The sequence below is a fragment of the Pseudomonas sp. ZT5P21 genome (genome assembly GCF_054897785.1).
Window position 1 is genome coordinate 5,441,310 of record NZ_CM142705.1, and the last position, 15,421, is coordinate 5,456,730.

Consider the following 15,421-nt stretch of genomic DNA (forward strand, 5'->3'; position numbering starts at 1 on the left):
TCAAGCCCCTTTTGGAGATTGCCGCCATGAAGATCGGAGAACTGGCCAGACTCACCGACTGCGCCGTGGAAACCATCCGCTATTACGAGCGCGAAAATCTGCTTCCCGAACCGGCCCGCAGCGACGGCAACTACCGCGTCTACACCCAGGCCCACGCCGAACGCCTGACCTTCATCCGCAATTGCCGGACCCTCGACATGACGCTCGAGGAAATCCGCAGCCTGCTGGCCTTGCGTGATAGTCCGCAGGATCAATGCGAAAGCGTGAATACGCTGATCGATGAACACATCCATCACGTGAAAGCACGGATCGACGGGTTGCTGGCGTTACAGGCGCAACTGCTCGACCTGCGCCAACGCTGCGGCGAAGGGCAGGATATTGATCAGTGCGGGATTTTGCAGCGGTTGGAGGTGAGCGGCGGGGTGGTGGCGACGGAGGTTGAGCATTCTCATGTGGGCCGCAGCCACGGCCACTAAGACCAGCGCATAACCCAATGTGGGAGCAAGCCCGCTCCCACATTGGTCCGGTGTTGAGTTTTAGACCGCCATCGGCGCCGTCATCGGTGCATGGTGCTCGTAGCCTTCCAGCGAGAAATCACTCGGCTCGATCAACTCCAGCCACTCCGGCTGATAAACACCCGTCTTGGCAAACTCCGGCACACGATCACTGATTACCAGTTTCGGCATCGGGAACGGCTCGCGCTTGAGCTGTTCATTCAGCATGTCCAAATGGTTTTCGTAGACGTGGGCATCACCGATGAAATAGGTGAACCAGCGCGGCGTATAACCGGTCAGGCGACCGATCAGGCTCAGCAGCGCGGCGCCTTCGGTGAGGTTGAACGGCGTGCCCAGGCCAAGATCGTTCGAGCGGATGTAGAGGGTCAAAGAGATCTCTTTGGTCTCGACATTCGGGTGGAACTGGTACAGCAAGTGGCACGGCGGCAGGGCCATTTCATCGAGCTGTGCGACGTTCCAGCCGTGGAACAGAATGCGGCGGCTGCCCGGGTCCTTGATGATGGTGTCGACGCACTGGCGAATCTGGTCGATCGCCTTGTACAGCACCACGTAAGCCTGACCGTCTTCTTCGCCTTCAGCGATCTGACGGTAGCCTTGGTTCAACGTCTGTTCGATGGCCGCTTTGTTGCTGACCGGGATCTGCTTGTACGCCGGCCATTTGCGCCATTGCACGCCGTAGATCTCTCCGAGGTCGTCTTCACCCTGACGGAACGGGTTGGCCAGCCATTGCGCATTTTCGTTGGCATTCTGGTCCCAGACCTTGCAGCCCAGGGCGCGGAACTCAGCGGCGTTGTTCACACCACGCAGAAAACCGCACATCTCGCCGATGGCCGACTTGAAGGCCATCTTGCGCGTGGTGATTGCCGGGAAACCTTCTTGCAGGTCATAACGCAGCATCGCGCCCGGGAAGCTGATGGTGTTCACGCCGGTGCGGTTGGCCTGTTTAGTGCCGTTCTTGATGACGTGGGCGACCAGTTCGAGATATTGCTTCATGAGTTACCTGTGTCCTTGAACCCGGGACCGTCGCCCCGGGGTTCGAATTTATACAGCCGCCGCTGGCGTCGCCGGTGCGCGGTGATACGCCAGCCAGATCAGGAACAGCCCACCGGCGATCATCGGTACGCACAGTACCTGACCCATGGTCAGCCAGTTCCAGGCCAGATAGCCCAGTTGCGCGTCCGGGACGCGGACGAATTCGACGATGAATCGGAAGATGCCATAGAACAGCGCGAACATCCCGGACACCGCCATGGTCGGCCGCGGCTTGCGCGAGAACAACCAGAGGATCAGGAACAGCGCGACGCCTTCCAGGGCGAACTGATACAGCTGCGAGGGGTGACGAGCCAGTTGCGCCGGATCGGTCGGGAAGACCATCGCCCACGGCACGTCGGTCGCCTTGCCCCACAATTCGGCGTTGATGAAGTTGCCGATACGCCCGGCGCCCAGACCGATCGGCACCATCGGCGCGACGAAGTCCATGAGCTGGAAGAACGACTTGTTGTTTTTTTTCCCAAACCACAATGCCGCCAGCATCACGCCGATGAAGCCGCCGTGGAACGACATACCACCCTTCCACACTTCGAAAATCAGTGTCGGATTGGCCAGATAAGCACTCAGATCGTAGAACAGCACATAGCCCAGGCGACCGCCGACGATAACGCCCATCGACATCCAGAAAACCATGTCGGAGAGCTTCTCCTTGCTCCAGGTCGGGTCAAAGCGGTTGAGCCGGCGCGACGCAAGCAGCCAGGCACCGCCGATGCCGATCAGGTACATCAGACCGTACCAGTGGATTTTCAGCGGACCGATGGCCAGGGCCACCGGGTCGATCTGCGGGTAAGGCAGCATTGCGACTCCTCGTTAGAGTTGAAACCAGAATTCCCGGGCGACGCTGCCACCTCAGGATTAAGCCAGGATTGTGCTGTGCATCAGATCAGAAAACTCAAACCCACGCAGAACAGCAAAACGGCGAACAGTCTTTTCAGCAACTTCGGCGACAGCTTGTGGGCCAGTCGCGCACCGAAACGGGCGAAAACCATGCTGGTCAGGGCGATCCCCAGCAGCGCCGGCAAATAGATAAAACCGAGACTATGGGCCGGCAGCAACGGATCGTGCCAGCCCAGAATCATGAAACTTGATGCACTGGCCAAGGCGATCGGCAAACCGCAGGCCGACGAGGTCGCCACGGCTTGCTGCATCGGCACGCTGCGCCAGGTCAGGAACGGCACGGTCAGCGAACCGCCGCCAATCCCGAAAATCGCCGAGGCCCAGCCAATCACACTGCCGGCCAGGGTCAGACCGACTTTCCCCGGCACCGTTCGGCTGGCCTTGGGTTTTACATCCAGCATAAGCTGCACGGCAATGACCAAGGCGAACACACCGATGATCTTCTGCAGGTTGGGCCCGGAGATCGCTTCGGCGGTCAGCGCACCGAAACCGGCACCGAGCAGAATGCCGACGGTCATCCAGGCAAAAATCGGCCAACGCACGGCGCCGCGTCGATGGTGCTCGCGCACCGCATTGACCGAGGTGAAGATAATCGTCGCCAGAGAAGTGCCGACCGCCAGGTGAGTCAGGATCGACGCATCGAAGCCCTGCAGGGTGAAACTGAACACCAGCACCGGGACGATGATGATCCCTCCGCCCACCCCAAACAGCCCTGCCAGCCCGCCTGCGCAGGCGCCGAGCGCCAGATAGAGCAGAAATTCCATGTTCATCCCTATTGATCGCCGAAATCGGAGCGGCATGGTAACGGATGCATGGCCTTCGGCTCCACTGGATGGCGATGGATACCTGCACAATGACTGCGTAGAGTGGGCAAAAAAACATACAGGACCACCTTATGTGCCTGATTGTCTTTGCCTGGCGCCCGGGTCACGCCCAACCGCTGATCGTGGCGGCTAACCGCGACGAATTTTATGCCCGCCCCAGCCTGCCGCTGGCACAGTGGCCCGAAGCGCCGCACGTCTATGCCGGTCGCGACCTGGAGGCCGGCGGCACTTGGCTCGGTGTCGGCGCCAACGGGCGCTTCGCCGCCCTGACCAATATCCGCGACCCCCACCAACCGCCCGCCCGAAAATCCCGCGGTGAACTGGTTGCGCGATTTCTCAATGGCGAAATACCGATCGATGATTACTTGGGCGACGTTGTCGGACGTTCGCTGGAATATGCCGGGTTTAATCTGCTGATCGGCAATGCCAATGAGTTGTGGCATTACAACGCGCGGGCGACTGAGGCGGTCATGCTGCCGTCAGGGGTTTACGGATTATCGAATGCGGGGCTGGATACGCCGTGGCCGAAGCTGCTCAAGGCGCGGGCGGCGCTGGAGACCGTTCTGGAAGATCCGCAGCCTGAAGCGTTACTGGCGTTGCTCAGTGATGCGCAGACAGCGCCGTTTGCAGAGTTACCGGATACAGGCGTGGGTTTGGCGACCGAGACGTTGCTATCGAGTGTGTTTATTGCCAGCCAGAGTTACGGAACCCGAGCGAGTACGGCGCTGATCGTTCATGCCGACGGGACGCGGCATGTGGTTGAACGGAGCTTCGGGCCGTATGGCGGGCATCTTGGGGAGGTGGAGATCAGGGCTTAGTTAGATGTTGTCAGGACTGACCCCATCGCGAGCAAGCTCGCTCCCACAGGGTTTTGTGTCGACCACAAACGAGTGAACAAACACAAATCCACTGTGGGAGCGAGCTTGCTCGCGATGGGGCCATCCGCGTTTCAGTGAGGCTTGATCGCCGCCGGATTGATCATCCGCGCCAACCCAAGGTTCTTCAGCGCCAGTTGCAGCGAGCTGTGGATAACTTGCGGGTTGTCGATGGTCATCAGCTCCGCCAGCAATTCCTTGGCTTTGCTCAGGTTGATCTGACGCAGCATCCACTTCACCTTCGGCAGGTTGGTGGCGTTCATCGACAAGCTGTCGAAACCCATCGCCATCAGCAGCACCGCCGCCGCCGGGTCACCGGCCATTTCGCCGCAGATGCTCACGGGCTTGCCTTCGGCATGGGCATCGCGCACCACGTTCTGCAAAGCCTGGAGCACCGCCGGGTGCAGATAATCGTAGAGATCGGCCACCCGCGGATTATTGCGATCCACGGCCAGCAGGTACTGGGTCAGGTCGTTGGAGCCGACCGACAGAAAGTCCACCTGACGCGCCAGTTCCTTGGTCTGATACACCGCTGCAGGAATCTCGATCATCACGCCAATCGGCGGCATCGGCACGTCGGTACCTTCGTCGCGGACTTCACCCCAGGCCCGGTGAATCAGGTGCAGGGCTTCTTCCAGTTCGTGGGTGCCGGAGATCATCGGCAACAGAATCCGCAAGTTGTTCAGGCCTTCGCTGGCCTTGAGCATCGCGCGGGTCTGAACCAGGAAAATCTCCGGGTGGTCGAGGGTGACGCGAATGCCGCGCCAGCCGAGGAACGGGTTGTCTTCCTTGATCGGGAAGTACGACAGCGACTTGTCACCGCCGATGTCCAGGCTGCGCATGGTGACCGGTTGCGGGTGGAACGCGGCGAGTTGTTCGCGGTAGATCGCCAACTGCTCCTTTTCGCTGGGGAACCTCTGGTTGATCATGAACGGCACTTCGGTGCGGTACAGACCGACGCCCTCGGCGCCACGCTTCTGTGCCCGCGCCACGTCCGCCAGCAGGCCGGTGTTGACCCACAGCGGCATGCGGTGGCCATCAAGCGTCACGCACGGCAAGTCGCGCAAAGCATCCAGCCCGAGGGCCAGTTGTTTCTCTTCCTCGACCACTTCGGCGAACTGCTTGCGCAGCACGTCACTCGGGTTGGTATAGACCTCCCCGTGGTAGCCGTCGACGATCATCTGGATGCCGTCGACCTTGGAATACGGCAGATCGACCAGGCCCATCACTGTCGGGATGCCCATGGCGCGCGCTAGGATCGCCACGTGAGAGTTGCCGGACCCGAGGACCGAGACCAGACCGGCCAGCTTGCCTTCCGGCACCTCCCCGAGCATGGCCGGCGTCAGTTCTTCGCTGATCAGAATGGTGTTGTCGGGGTAGACCAGGGTCTGTTGCCGCTCTTCCTGCAAATAAGCCAGCAAGCGCCGACCGAGGTCTTTGACGTCCGAGGCGCGCTCACGCAGGTAGGCGTCGTCCATCAGTTCGAAACGGTTGACGTGTTCGGTGACCACTTGGCGCAATGCGCCCTGGGCCCACTGACCCGTCTTGATCACCGTGGTGATTTCGCTGCCGAGAGAAGCATCGTCGAGCATCATCAGGTAGACATCGAACAGTGCGCGCTCTTCCGGGCGCAACTGGTTCGCCAGTTTGGCGGACAAGGCACGCATGTCGGAGCGCACGCCTTCGATGGCAGTCTTGAACAAGCCGAGCTCGGCTTCGATGTCGGTTATGGTCTTGTCCGGCACCACGTCCAGATCGGCCGGTGGCAACATGACCACCGCCGTACCGACCGCCGCACCCGGCGAACCCGGCACGCCGACGAACTTGGCTTCCTGAATGCCTTTGCCCTGGCGGCCCAGACCCCGGATCGAACCGGTGGCCTCGGCGTGGGCGATAACGCCGGCGAGCTGCGCGCTCATGGTCACGAGGAAGGCTTCTTCGCCTTCGTCGAACTGACGGCGTTCCTTTTGCTGGATGACCAACACGCCGACGACGCGGCGATGGTGAATGATCGGCGCCCCGAGGAATGAGGCGTAGCGTTCTTCACCGGTCTCGGCGAAGTAGCGATAACGCGGGTGATCCGCGGCATTTTCGAGGTTCAGGGGTTCTTCACGCGTGCCGACCAGGCCGACCAGACCTTCGTTGGGCGCCATGCTGACTTTGCCGATCGAGCGCTTGTTCAAGCCCTCGGTCGCCATCAGCACAAAGCGGTTGGTCTCGGGGTCAAGCAGGTAGACCGAGCAGACCTGGCTGCCCATGGCCTCTTTGACGCGCAACACAATAATCCCCAACGCCGCCTTGAGATCCTTGGCGGAGTTAACTTCCTGGACGATCTTGCGCAGCGTATTGAGCATGGCTCGGGGTCGAACTCCGTCGTCAGTCGCGCGATAAAAGGCGCGGGGCAAGCTCTTTGAGAGCGCGTCGATACACCTCGCGCTTGAATGTCACCACCTGGCCCAACGGATACCAATAACTGACCCAGCGCCAGCCATCGAATTCCGGTTTGCCGGTCAAATCCATCCGCACCCGCTGCTCGTTGGAGATCAGGCGCAGGAGAAACCATTTCTGTTTCTGGCCGATGCACAGCGGTTGGCTGTGGGTACGGACCAGACGTTGCGGCAAACGATAGCGCAACCAGCCCCGGGTGCAGGCGAGAATTTCAACATCTTCGCGCTCCAGACCCACTTCTTCGTTCAACTCGCGGTACAAGGCGTCTTCCGGCGTCTCCTGGGGGTTGATACCACCCTGCGGAAACTGCCAGGCATCTTGATTGATACGGCGAGCCCATAGCACCTGTCCGGCATCATTCGTGAGAATGATCCCGACATTGGGGCGGAAACCATCGGGGTCGATCACGGCAACAACCTCGCAAACGCATGTCGCCGCATTGTTCCACAAAGGTTGTGAAGGCAGCAACGCGCCGGCCTACCTTATGTGCACTCTTGTGAAAAGTCCGTATTCTGGATGCCTTTCTACAGACTTTTCAGCGAGTAACTGCAATGCGGCTGGCTTTATTCGACTTGGACAACACACTTCTGGGCGGCGACAGTGACCACGCCTGGGGCGACTATCTGTGCGAACGCGGCTTCCTTGACGCCGTCGCCTACAAGGCGCGCAACGATGAGTTCTATCAGGATTACCTGGCCGGCAAGCTCGATAATGCGGCCTATCTGAATTTTTGCCTGGAAGTGCTCGGCCGTACCGAAATGGCCACGCTGGCTCAATGGCACAGTGATTACATGCGCGATTGCATCGAACCGATCGTGCTGCCCAAGGGGATCGAACTGCTGGCCAAACACCGCGCAGCCGGTGACAAATTGGTGATCATCACCGCGACCAACCGCTTTGTGACCGGGCCAATTGCCGAGCGCCTGGGGGTTGAAACCTTGATCGCCACAGAGTGTGAGATGGTCGATGGCCGTTACACCGGGCGCAGCACCGACATCCCGTGCTTCCGCGAGGGCAAGGTAACGCGGCTGAATCGCTGGCTGGAAGAGACCGGGTTTTCGCTGGAAGACAGTTATTTCTACAGCGACTCGATGAATGATCTGCCGTTGCTGGAGCAGGTGGCGAATCCGGTGGCGGTTGATCCGGATCCGAATTTGCGTGCTGAAGCCGAGAAGCGTGGCTGGCCGGTGATTTCGTTGCGCGGCTAATACCGCCTTCGCGAGCAAGCTCGCTCCCACAGGGGATTTGAGTCGTTCACACATCCAATGTGGCAGCGAGCTTGCTCGCGATGGGGGCAACTCGGTCTCAAGACTTATACAGGCTTCGCGCCCATCAACCCCGCAATGGCGACAAAACAGACGAAGCTGAACAACGCGAGGGCAAACGTGAACTTACCGTTACCCCCCGGCGCGGTGCGTAGCTTGTTCAACCGCACCAACACCCAGAACCAACCCAACGCTGCCACGGTGTAAAGCACGCTGGACGCCAGCAACCACGTCTGCCCCAACGGCCAGCCCACCAGATGCACCATCCACCACCCAGTGAACGGCATGCCCAGCAATGCCAGACCCATCAGCAGCCAAACAAACACCCGTGGCCGCTGTAGCGTACGTGCCGCAGCAGTCGCATCGCCACTGCGCCGCGTTTGCCAAACCCATATCCCCAGGCCCAGCGCACAGCCCAACAATATCGCCGTCGCCGCAGTGTGCGCCATTTTCAGAGCGGTTAACGTTTCCATTGTTCGATTTCCTTATGATCTGCCCATCAGCGTAGCCGCTCAGCCGAGAAACAGCTGATAGGCGGGGTTGTCGCTTTCGTCCCAGTACGGGTAGCCGATTTCTTCCAGCGCTGCGGGCACCAAGTGACGTTCATCGTGAGGCACTTGCAGGCCGGCGACCACTCGGCCGTCCGCCGCACCATGGTTACGGTAGTGGAACATCGAGATGTTCCAGCGCCCGCCGAGTTTGTTGAGGAAGTTGAACAGCGCGCCCGGACGCTCCGGGAACTCAAAACGCAGAATCACTTCATCGACCACATGGGCCGCGCGACCACCGACCATATGGCGGATGTGCAGCTTGGCCAGTTCGTTGTCGGTCAGGTCCAGCACCGGAAAACCCTGCTCGGTCAGGCTGGCGATCAGTGCGCTGCGCGGATCGTTTTCCGGGTGTGTCTGCACGCCGACAAAGATGTGAGCTTCGCTGCCGGTGTTGTAGCGGTAGTTGAACTCGGTGATCTGGCGCTTGCCAATGGCTTCGCAGAACGCCTTGAAACTGCCCGGTTTCTCGGGGATGGTCACGGCGATGATGGCTTCGCGGCCCTCGCCCAGCTCGGCGCGCTCGGCGACGTGGCGCAGGCGGTCGAAGTTGACGTTCGCGCCGGAATCGATGGCGACGAAGGTGTGGCCCGTGACGGCGTGCTGCTCAACGTACTTCTTGATCCCGGCCACGCCCAAGGCGCCGGCAGGCTCAGTAATCGAGCGGGTATCGTCGTAGATATCCTTGATGGCCGCGCAGATCTCGTCGGTGCTGACAGTGATCACTTCATCGACATAGTCTTTACAGATGTCGAAGGTGTGCTGCCCGATCTGAGCGACCGCGACGCCGTCCGCGAACAGACCCACGGTCGGCAGCACCACGCGCTCGCCGGCGGCCATGGCGGCTTGCAGGCAATTGGAATCGTCCGGCTCGACGCCGATGATCTTGATATCCGGGCGCAGGTATTTCACGTACGCCGCGATACCGGCGATCAGCCCGCCGCCGCCCACCGGAACGAAGATCGCATCCAGACGCCCAGGGTGCTGGCGCAGAATCTCCATGGCCACCGTGCCCTGCCCGGCAATGGTGTGGGGATCGTCGTACGGGTGAATGTAGACGTAGCCTTTTTCGTCGACCAGTTTCAGCGAATAGGCCAGGGCCTCCGGGAACGAATCCCCGTGCAGCACCACTTTGCCACCGCGCGAACGCACGCCTTCGACTTTGATCTCGGGAGTGGTCTTGGGCATGACGATGGTGGCTTTCACGCCCAGCACTTTCGCGGCCAGGGCCAGGCCCTGCGCATGGTTGCCTGCCGAAGCGGTCACTACGCCGCGAGCGCGTTCTTCATCGCTCAGTTGGGTCAGCTTGTTGTAGGCACCGCGAATCTTGAACGAGAACACCGGCTGCAAGTCTTCACGCTTGAGCAAAATACTGTTGCCCAGCCGCTCGGAGAGCTGGCGGGCAGCCTGCAATGGGGTTTCTACGGCAACGTCATAAACGCGCGAGGTGAGGATCTTTTTGACGTACTGTTCGAGCATCGGAAAGCATCACTGAGCGGGTTGGGCAGGGCCATGGAGTCTAACCCGGCTTTCGAGCGGGCGACCACACTAAACAGGTGGTTTCAAGGCGCCGGAAAAGATCGCAGCCTTCGGCAGCTCCTACAATATGTTCGCATGCGCCTGTAGGAGCTGCCGAAGGCTGCGATCTTTTGAGCCGCCAATCGGGCAATGACCTTCCCTGCCCCGAAGCCTATAATGCCGGCCTTTCCGTTCTCCCCTTGCCCGCTTTCGGAGCCCGCATGACCCAGGATCAACTCAAACAGGCAGTGGCCCAGGCCGCCGTCGACTTCATCCTCCCGAAACTCGACGACAAGAGCATCGTCGGGGTCGGCACCGGCTCCACCGCCAACTGCTTCATCGACGCCCTGGCCCAGCACAAAGGCGCCTTCGACGGCGCCGTCGCCAGCTCCGAAGCCACCGCCGCGCGTCTCAAGGGCCACGGCATTCCGGTGTATGAGCTGAACACCGTCAGCGACCTGGAGTTCTATGTCGACGGTGCCGACGAAAGCGACGAACACCTGAACCTGATCAAGGGCGGCGGCGCCGCCCTGACCCGTGAGAAGATCGTCGCGGCCGTGGCCAAGACCTTCATCTGCATCGCCGACGCCAGCAAACTGGTGCCGGTGCTCGGCGCGTTCCCGCTGCCTGTGGAAGTGATCCCGATGGCCCGCAGCCACGTGGCCCGTGAGCTGGTGAAGCTCGGCGGCGACCCGGTTTACCGTGAAGGCGTACTGACCGATAACGGCAACATCATTCTGGATGTGTTCAACATGCAGATCACCAACCCGGTGGAGCTGGAAAGTCAGATCAACGCCATCGTTGGCGTCGTGACCAATGGCTTGTTCGCCGCTCGTCCGGCAGATTTGCTGTTGCTGGGCACCAGCGAAGGTGTCAAAACCCTGCGCGCTCAGTAAGCCAAACGCAAAACCTGTGGGAGCGAGCTTGCTCGCGATAGCGGTTTGTCAGTCGACATCTTTATCGACTGACACGGCCCCATCGCGAGCAAGCTCGCTCCCACATTGGTTTTAGGGTGTTGGTCAGGGTTGGGTTGGTTTTTTGAAGACGTAGAACAGGTTCGGCTCGCTCACCAGGTACATCGTGCCATCGTCATCCATGGCGATCCCTTCCGCTTGCGGCACTGTCTTCTGCAACCCCTGACGCCCCTTGCTCAGTGACATGGTGCTCAATGGTCGCCCGTCCACATCCAGCTCCAGAATCAGTCGCGACTCGTCGGACAGCGCCAGTAAATGGCCGCTACGCTCGTCGTATTGCAGGCTCGACAGGTCTCGTACAAACATCCCGGCATCGCGCCTGGGGTTGTTGACCACGTGCACCGCGTAGGATTTCTCCGGGTTGTAATGGGGGAAACCCTGCACTTCGTAGATCAGCATCGGGTCGCGTTCCTTGGCGACAAACAGGCGCTTGCCCACCGAATCGTAGGCCAGTCCTTCAAAGCCCTTGTTGCCGCTCATGTGCACGCCCAGCGTCATTTGCTCGGCATCCGCCGCGTCGAGGAACGTGGTGTCCTTTTCCAGATGAATCTTGATCAGCCGTTGCTGGCTCTCGTCAGTGATCACGTAGGTGTCGGCGCTGATGAACTCCACCGCCTCTGGATCACCGAAGCCGACCAGTGCGACACGCCGAATGATCTGGCCTTCCAGCGACAGCTCGATCAGTTCGGAGTTCTTGTTGGTGACGGTGAACAGGCTTTTGCGCACAGGATCGAAAGTCAGCGCCGATACATCGTCATCCAGGCCTTCAATGACCCGGCCCTCGACCACGACCTGGTAGTGGCTCAAGCCGATGGACTCGGCACTCTCCGGCTGCCAAAGCGTGTGCACATTGAACCAGACGCGCTCGAACAGCCGCAGGTATTGGCCGACCGCAACCAGCACGACCAGCACAATCACCAAAAGAATCAGCATCAGGGGTTTGGGGCGGGCAAGTCGGCGCATTCGGGCAAGCTCGGAATCAGGACGGGCGGATGGAATACCACGGCAGTCTGAATTGAAGCTTAAAGGCCGTTGAGCGGGTCCTACAACTGAGCATCGCGCTTCTTACAAAATCGCGAACCAAGGTCGCGAACCAAGGTCGAGAATCAGTGCTGCTTCTCGAAACGATAGAACAGGTTCGGCTCGCTCACCATATAGAGCGTGCCAGTGTCATCCATGGTCACGCCTTCGGCACGGGGAATGGTTTTTTTCAAACCATTGAAGCCGCCCAGCAAGGTCATGAAACTCACCTGCTCGCCCTTCTCGTCCAGCTCCAGCAACAGATGCGAGTCGGCAGACAATGCCAACGTGTGCCGGGTGCGTGGATCGATGGCCAGGGCCGACAGGTTGCGGATATCCAGCTCATCGCTGGCAAGCTTCTGCTTGTCGCCGGTGAGCGTCAGACCGTCGGTGCTTTTCCAGGTGAACAGCGCCGGTGGACGCTCTTCACCCAGCAGCATCAGCTGGTTGCGCGCATCCCAGACGATCGCTTCGAACGCTTTGTTCTGGTCCTTCGACGTGCCGAGGTCGTACTTCGGGAAGTGGGCGATGTTCAGCTCGCGGGTGTCGGCGTCGACCTTGACGATGCTGAGCAGGTGCTCGCGCTCATCGACGATAGCCAACTGACCGTTACCCATGACCGTCACGGCTTCCGGGTTGCTCCAGCCCACCAGCGGCATTTTGCGCAAGACATCGCCCTGCAAGGTCAGTTCGACAAGGAACGGGTTCTTGCCCATGACCGAGAACAGGGTTTTGGTTTGAGGGTTGTAGGCCAGGTCGGACGCTTCGTCCTCTTCCATGCCCGGCAATGGCTTGGCATCTATCACGGCCCGGTAATCCGGGAGCCAGATGCTTTCCTGGCGTCCGGCCGGACTTTCGAAGCGCTCCAGCACCCAGAGCACGCCACGGTCATCCCAATGCATTGCGAACGCGAGACCATACGCGGCGGCCACGGCCAGCAAAAGCCAGTAATACCAACGCACGAAAAAGCGCGGGCGACGGGCAGTTTTGAACGTGGGCAGCGGTTGGGTGGCCATCAAGGGATGCGTTCCAGAAATTCAGGCTAAGGGTAATAGCACAATTGGGACCGGCTCAGACGCCAGAAGCCCGGGAATTATCCAGACAAGATGTGAAAAAAACGGGAAATGGCGGGATTGCCCTTGTGCAACCAATCACAAAAACCAATGTAGGAGCGAGCTTGCTCGCGATGGACGTTAACGATAACGCTGCAAGCCTGACACCCCGCAGGGCTCTCAGGTTCATCGCGAGCAAGCTCGCTCCTACAAGGGTTTTGCAGTGTCTGGACTATCGGACGCTGCTGGTGAAGCTGCTCGCGCCTGGCAATTCAATGACCAGTTCATCACCGACATTCAGCGGGCCGACACCGACCGGCGTACCAGTGAGGATCACATCCCCGGCCTGCAGCGAGAAGCAACCGGCCATGTGCTGAATCATCGGCACGATCGGGTTGAGCATCGCGCTGCTGCTGCCATCCTGGCGCACTTCGCCGTTGATGGTCAGGCGGATGCCAATGTCGGTCAGGTCAGCAAAGGTGCTGCCGGCCACGAAGGGCGCAATCACTGCCGCGCCATCGAACGACTTGGCGATTTCCCAAGGCAGGCCTTTGGATTTCAACTCGGCCTGCTTGTCACGCAAGGTCAGATCCAGCGCCGGGGCGAAACCGGAGATGGCATCGAGCACTTCTTCGCGGCTCGGTTTGGTCGACAAAGGCTTGCCAATCAACACCGCGATTTCCGCTTCGTAATGCACTGAACCGCGCTCGGTCGGAATGCTGAAGCTGCCTTCCAGTGGCACCACGCAACTGCCCGGCTTGATGAACAGCAGCGGTTCGGTTGGGACCGGGTTATCCAGTTCCTTGGCGTGTTCGGCGTAGTTGCGGCCGATGCACACCACCTTGCCCAGCGGGAAGTGGATACGCGTACCGTCGACATACTGGTGCTGATAGCTCATTGACCGCTCCTGGTTCGTTGATTCAAACAGCGAAAATCTTGCCCGGGTTCATGATGCCGTTCGGGTCGAACACCGCTTTGACCGCTTTCATGTACTCGATCTCAACCGGTGAGCGGCTGTAGGTCAAGTAATCGCGTTTGGTCATGCCCACGCCGTGTTCGGCGGAAATCGAACCGTTGTACTTCTCGACGGTTTCGAACACCCACTTGTTCACGGTCGCGCACTTGGCGAAGAACTCGTCTTTGCTCAGGTTGTCCGGCTTGAGGATGTTCAAGTGCAGGTTGCCGTCGCCGATGTGGCCGAACCAGACGATTTCGAAATCCGGGTAGTGTTCGCCGACGATCGCATCGATTTCCTTCAGGAATGCCGGGACTTTCGACACGGTGACCGAAATGTCGTTCTTGTACGGCGTCCAGTGGGAGATGGTTTCGGAGATGTACTCGCGCAGCTTCCACAAGTTCTGCAGCTGGGTTTCGCTCTGGCTCATCACGCCATCCAGCACCCAGCCCTGCTCGACGCAGTGTTCGAAGGTTTCCAAAGCGTGGTTGGCCACTTCTTCGGTGGTCGCTTCGAATTCCAGCAGTGCGTAGAACGGGCAATCGGATTCGAACGGTGCCGGGACATCGCCGCGCGCCATGACTTTGGCCAGGGCCTTGTCGGAAAAGAATTCGAACGCGGTCAGATCGAGCTTGCTCTGGAACGCGTGCAACACCGGCATGATCGAGTCGAAATCAGTGGTACCGAGCACCATCGCAGTGAGGTTTTTCGGCGCGCGATCCAGACGCATGGTCGCTTCAACCACAAAACCGAGGGTGCCTTCAGCGCCGATGAACAACTGACGCATGTCGTAACCGGTGGCGTTCTTGATCAGATCGCGGTTCAGCTCCAGCACGTCGCCCTTGCCGGTGACCACTTTCATGCCGGCGACCCAGTTACGGGTCATGCCGTAGCGAATCACCTTGATCCCGCCGGCATTGGTGCCGATGTTGCCGCCAATCTGGCTCGAACCTGCGGATGCGAAGTCCACCGGGTAATACAGGCCATTTTCTTCCGCGACATTCTGCAGATGCTCGGTGACCACGCCCGGCTGGCACACCGCGGTGCGGTCGGTCAGGTTCACGTCGAGGATCTGGTTCATGTAATCGAAGGACACAACGACTTCGCCATTGGCGGCCACCGCAGCGGCGGACAGCCCGGTACGCCCGCCGGACGGCACCAGCGCCACCTTGTGTTTGTTGGCCCAAAGGACAATGGCCTGGACCTGTTCGGTGGTCTTGGGGAACACGATGGCCGTCGGGGCCGGAGCGAAATGCTTGGTCCAATCCTTGCCGTAAGCAATCAGGGAGTCGGCATCGGTCAGCACCTTGCCAGGCTCAACCAGGGTCTTCAGCTCATCAATCAGGGCAGGATTGGTCATCGACAGAACTCTCGAACAATTCATGGTCATCCTGAGAACGCTTCACGTCGCAGGAATGAGTGTTTAGCGGGGTGCGTATGCTAGCATATCGACCCCGCAGCATAGTGCCCAACGGCTATT

General features: G+C 59.9%; 15 protein-coding genes. 4 read left to right on the forward strand and 11 right to left on the reverse strand.

Annotated features, from left to right (window positions below; genetic code table 11):
- Positions 1 to 26 precede the first annotated feature (26 nt).
- Complete coding sequence (cadR, locus tag ACYZT9_RS25330) at positions 27 to 476, forward strand: Cd(II)/Pb(II)-responsive transcriptional regulator (RefSeq protein WP_462007905.1); 450 nt, start codon at positions 27 to 29, stop codon at positions 474 to 476.
- Positions 477 to 536: 60 nt separating this feature from the next.
- Here cadR and ACYZT9_RS25335 read toward each other — a convergent pair whose 3' ends face one another.
- The 3 genes from ACYZT9_RS25335 to ACYZT9_RS25345 form a co-directional block, all read right to left on the reverse strand.
- The gene (locus ACYZT9_RS25335; protein ID WP_462007906.1) at positions 537 to 1,508 is read right to left on the reverse strand and encodes a thymidylate synthase; all 972 of its coding nucleotides are present in this window, start codon (positions 1,506 to 1,508) and stop codon (positions 537 to 539) included.
- 48 nt (positions 1,509 to 1,556) lie between these two features.
- Positions 1,557 to 2,363, reverse strand: a complete 807-nt coding sequence (gene lgt, locus ACYZT9_RS25340) for a prolipoprotein diacylglyceryl transferase (RefSeq protein WP_462007907.1) — start codon at positions 2,361 to 2,363, stop codon at positions 1,557 to 1,559.
- Between the two features lie 80 nt (positions 2,364 to 2,443).
- A complete protein-coding gene (locus ACYZT9_RS25345) occupies positions 2,444 to 3,226 on the reverse strand; it encodes a sulfite exporter TauE/SafE family protein (RefSeq protein ID WP_462007908.1) in 783 nt (260 codons plus the stop codon).
- Positions 3,227 to 3,357: 131 nt separating this feature from the next.
- Between ACYZT9_RS25345 and ACYZT9_RS25350 the strand changes: the two genes are divergently transcribed.
- A complete protein-coding gene (locus ACYZT9_RS25350; protein ID WP_462007909.1) occupies positions 3,358 to 4,104 on the forward strand; it encodes an NRDE family protein in 747 nt (248 codons plus the stop codon).
- Between the two features lie 131 nt (positions 4,105 to 4,235).
- Here the strand turns inward: ACYZT9_RS25350 and ptsP are convergent, their stop codons facing one another.
- Together ptsP and ACYZT9_RS25360 are read right to left on the reverse strand one after the other, a co-directional pair.
- A complete protein-coding gene (ptsP, locus tag ACYZT9_RS25355; protein WP_462007910.1) occupies positions 4,236 to 6,515 on the reverse strand; it encodes a phosphoenolpyruvate--protein phosphotransferase in 2,280 nt (759 codons plus the stop codon).
- Positions 6,516 to 6,537: 22 nt separating this feature from the next.
- Complete coding sequence (locus tag ACYZT9_RS25360; RefSeq protein WP_028623697.1) at positions 6,538 to 7,017, reverse strand: RNA pyrophosphohydrolase; 480 nt, start codon at positions 7,015 to 7,017, stop codon at positions 6,538 to 6,540.
- Between the two features lie 143 nt (positions 7,018 to 7,160).
- Between ACYZT9_RS25360 and ACYZT9_RS25365 the strand changes: the two genes are divergently transcribed.
- The gene (locus tag ACYZT9_RS25365) at positions 7,161 to 7,817 is read left to right on the forward strand and encodes a histidinol-phosphatase (protein ID WP_462007911.1); all 657 of its coding nucleotides are present in this window, start codon (positions 7,161 to 7,163) and stop codon (positions 7,815 to 7,817) included.
- Positions 7,818 to 7,921: 104 nt separating this feature from the next.
- Here ACYZT9_RS25365 and ACYZT9_RS25370 read toward each other — a convergent pair whose 3' ends face one another.
- A complete protein-coding gene (locus tag ACYZT9_RS25370) occupies positions 7,922 to 8,347 on the reverse strand; it encodes a DUF2269 domain-containing protein (protein WP_462007912.1) in 426 nt (141 codons plus the stop codon).
- Between the two features lie 39 nt (positions 8,348 to 8,386).
- Positions 8,387 to 9,901 (reverse strand): threonine ammonia-lyase, biosynthetic, encoded by a 1,515-nt coding sequence (ilvA, locus tag ACYZT9_RS25375; RefSeq protein ID WP_462007913.1) that lies wholly within the window; start codon positions 9,899 to 9,901, stop codon positions 8,387 to 8,389.
- 260 nt (positions 9,902 to 10,161) lie between these two features.
- Between ilvA and rpiA the strand changes: the two genes are divergently transcribed.
- Positions 10,162 to 10,836: a ribose-5-phosphate isomerase RpiA gene (gene rpiA, locus ACYZT9_RS25380; protein ID WP_017341330.1), complete on the forward strand. Its 675-nt coding sequence runs from the start codon at positions 10,162 to 10,164 to the stop codon at positions 10,834 to 10,836.
- Between the two features lie 123 nt (positions 10,837 to 10,959).
- On the opposite strand, the gene ACYZT9_RS25385 is transcribed toward rpiA, so the two are convergent.
- From ACYZT9_RS25385 to ACYZT9_RS25400, 4 genes are all read right to left on the reverse strand, one after another.
- Complete coding sequence (locus ACYZT9_RS25385) at positions 10,960 to 11,877, reverse strand: SdiA-regulated domain-containing protein (protein ID WP_462007914.1); 918 nt, start codon at positions 11,875 to 11,877, stop codon at positions 10,960 to 10,962.
- A gap of 143 nt (positions 11,878 to 12,020) precedes the next feature.
- Positions 12,021 to 12,950, reverse strand: coding sequence for an SdiA-regulated domain-containing protein (locus ACYZT9_RS25390; protein ID WP_462007915.1), 930 nt, complete (start codon positions 12,948 to 12,950; stop codon positions 12,021 to 12,023).
- 268 nt (positions 12,951 to 13,218) lie between these two features.
- Positions 13,219 to 13,884, reverse strand: coding sequence for a fumarylacetoacetate hydrolase family protein (locus tag ACYZT9_RS25395; protein ID WP_462007916.1), 666 nt, complete (start codon positions 13,882 to 13,884; stop codon positions 13,219 to 13,221).
- A gap of 22 nt (positions 13,885 to 13,906) precedes the next feature.
- Entirely contained in the window at positions 13,907 to 15,301 is a 1,395-nt protein-coding gene (locus ACYZT9_RS25400; protein ID WP_462007917.1) for an FAD-binding oxidoreductase, read from the reverse strand.
- Positions 15,302 to 15,421: the final 120 nt, after the last annotated feature.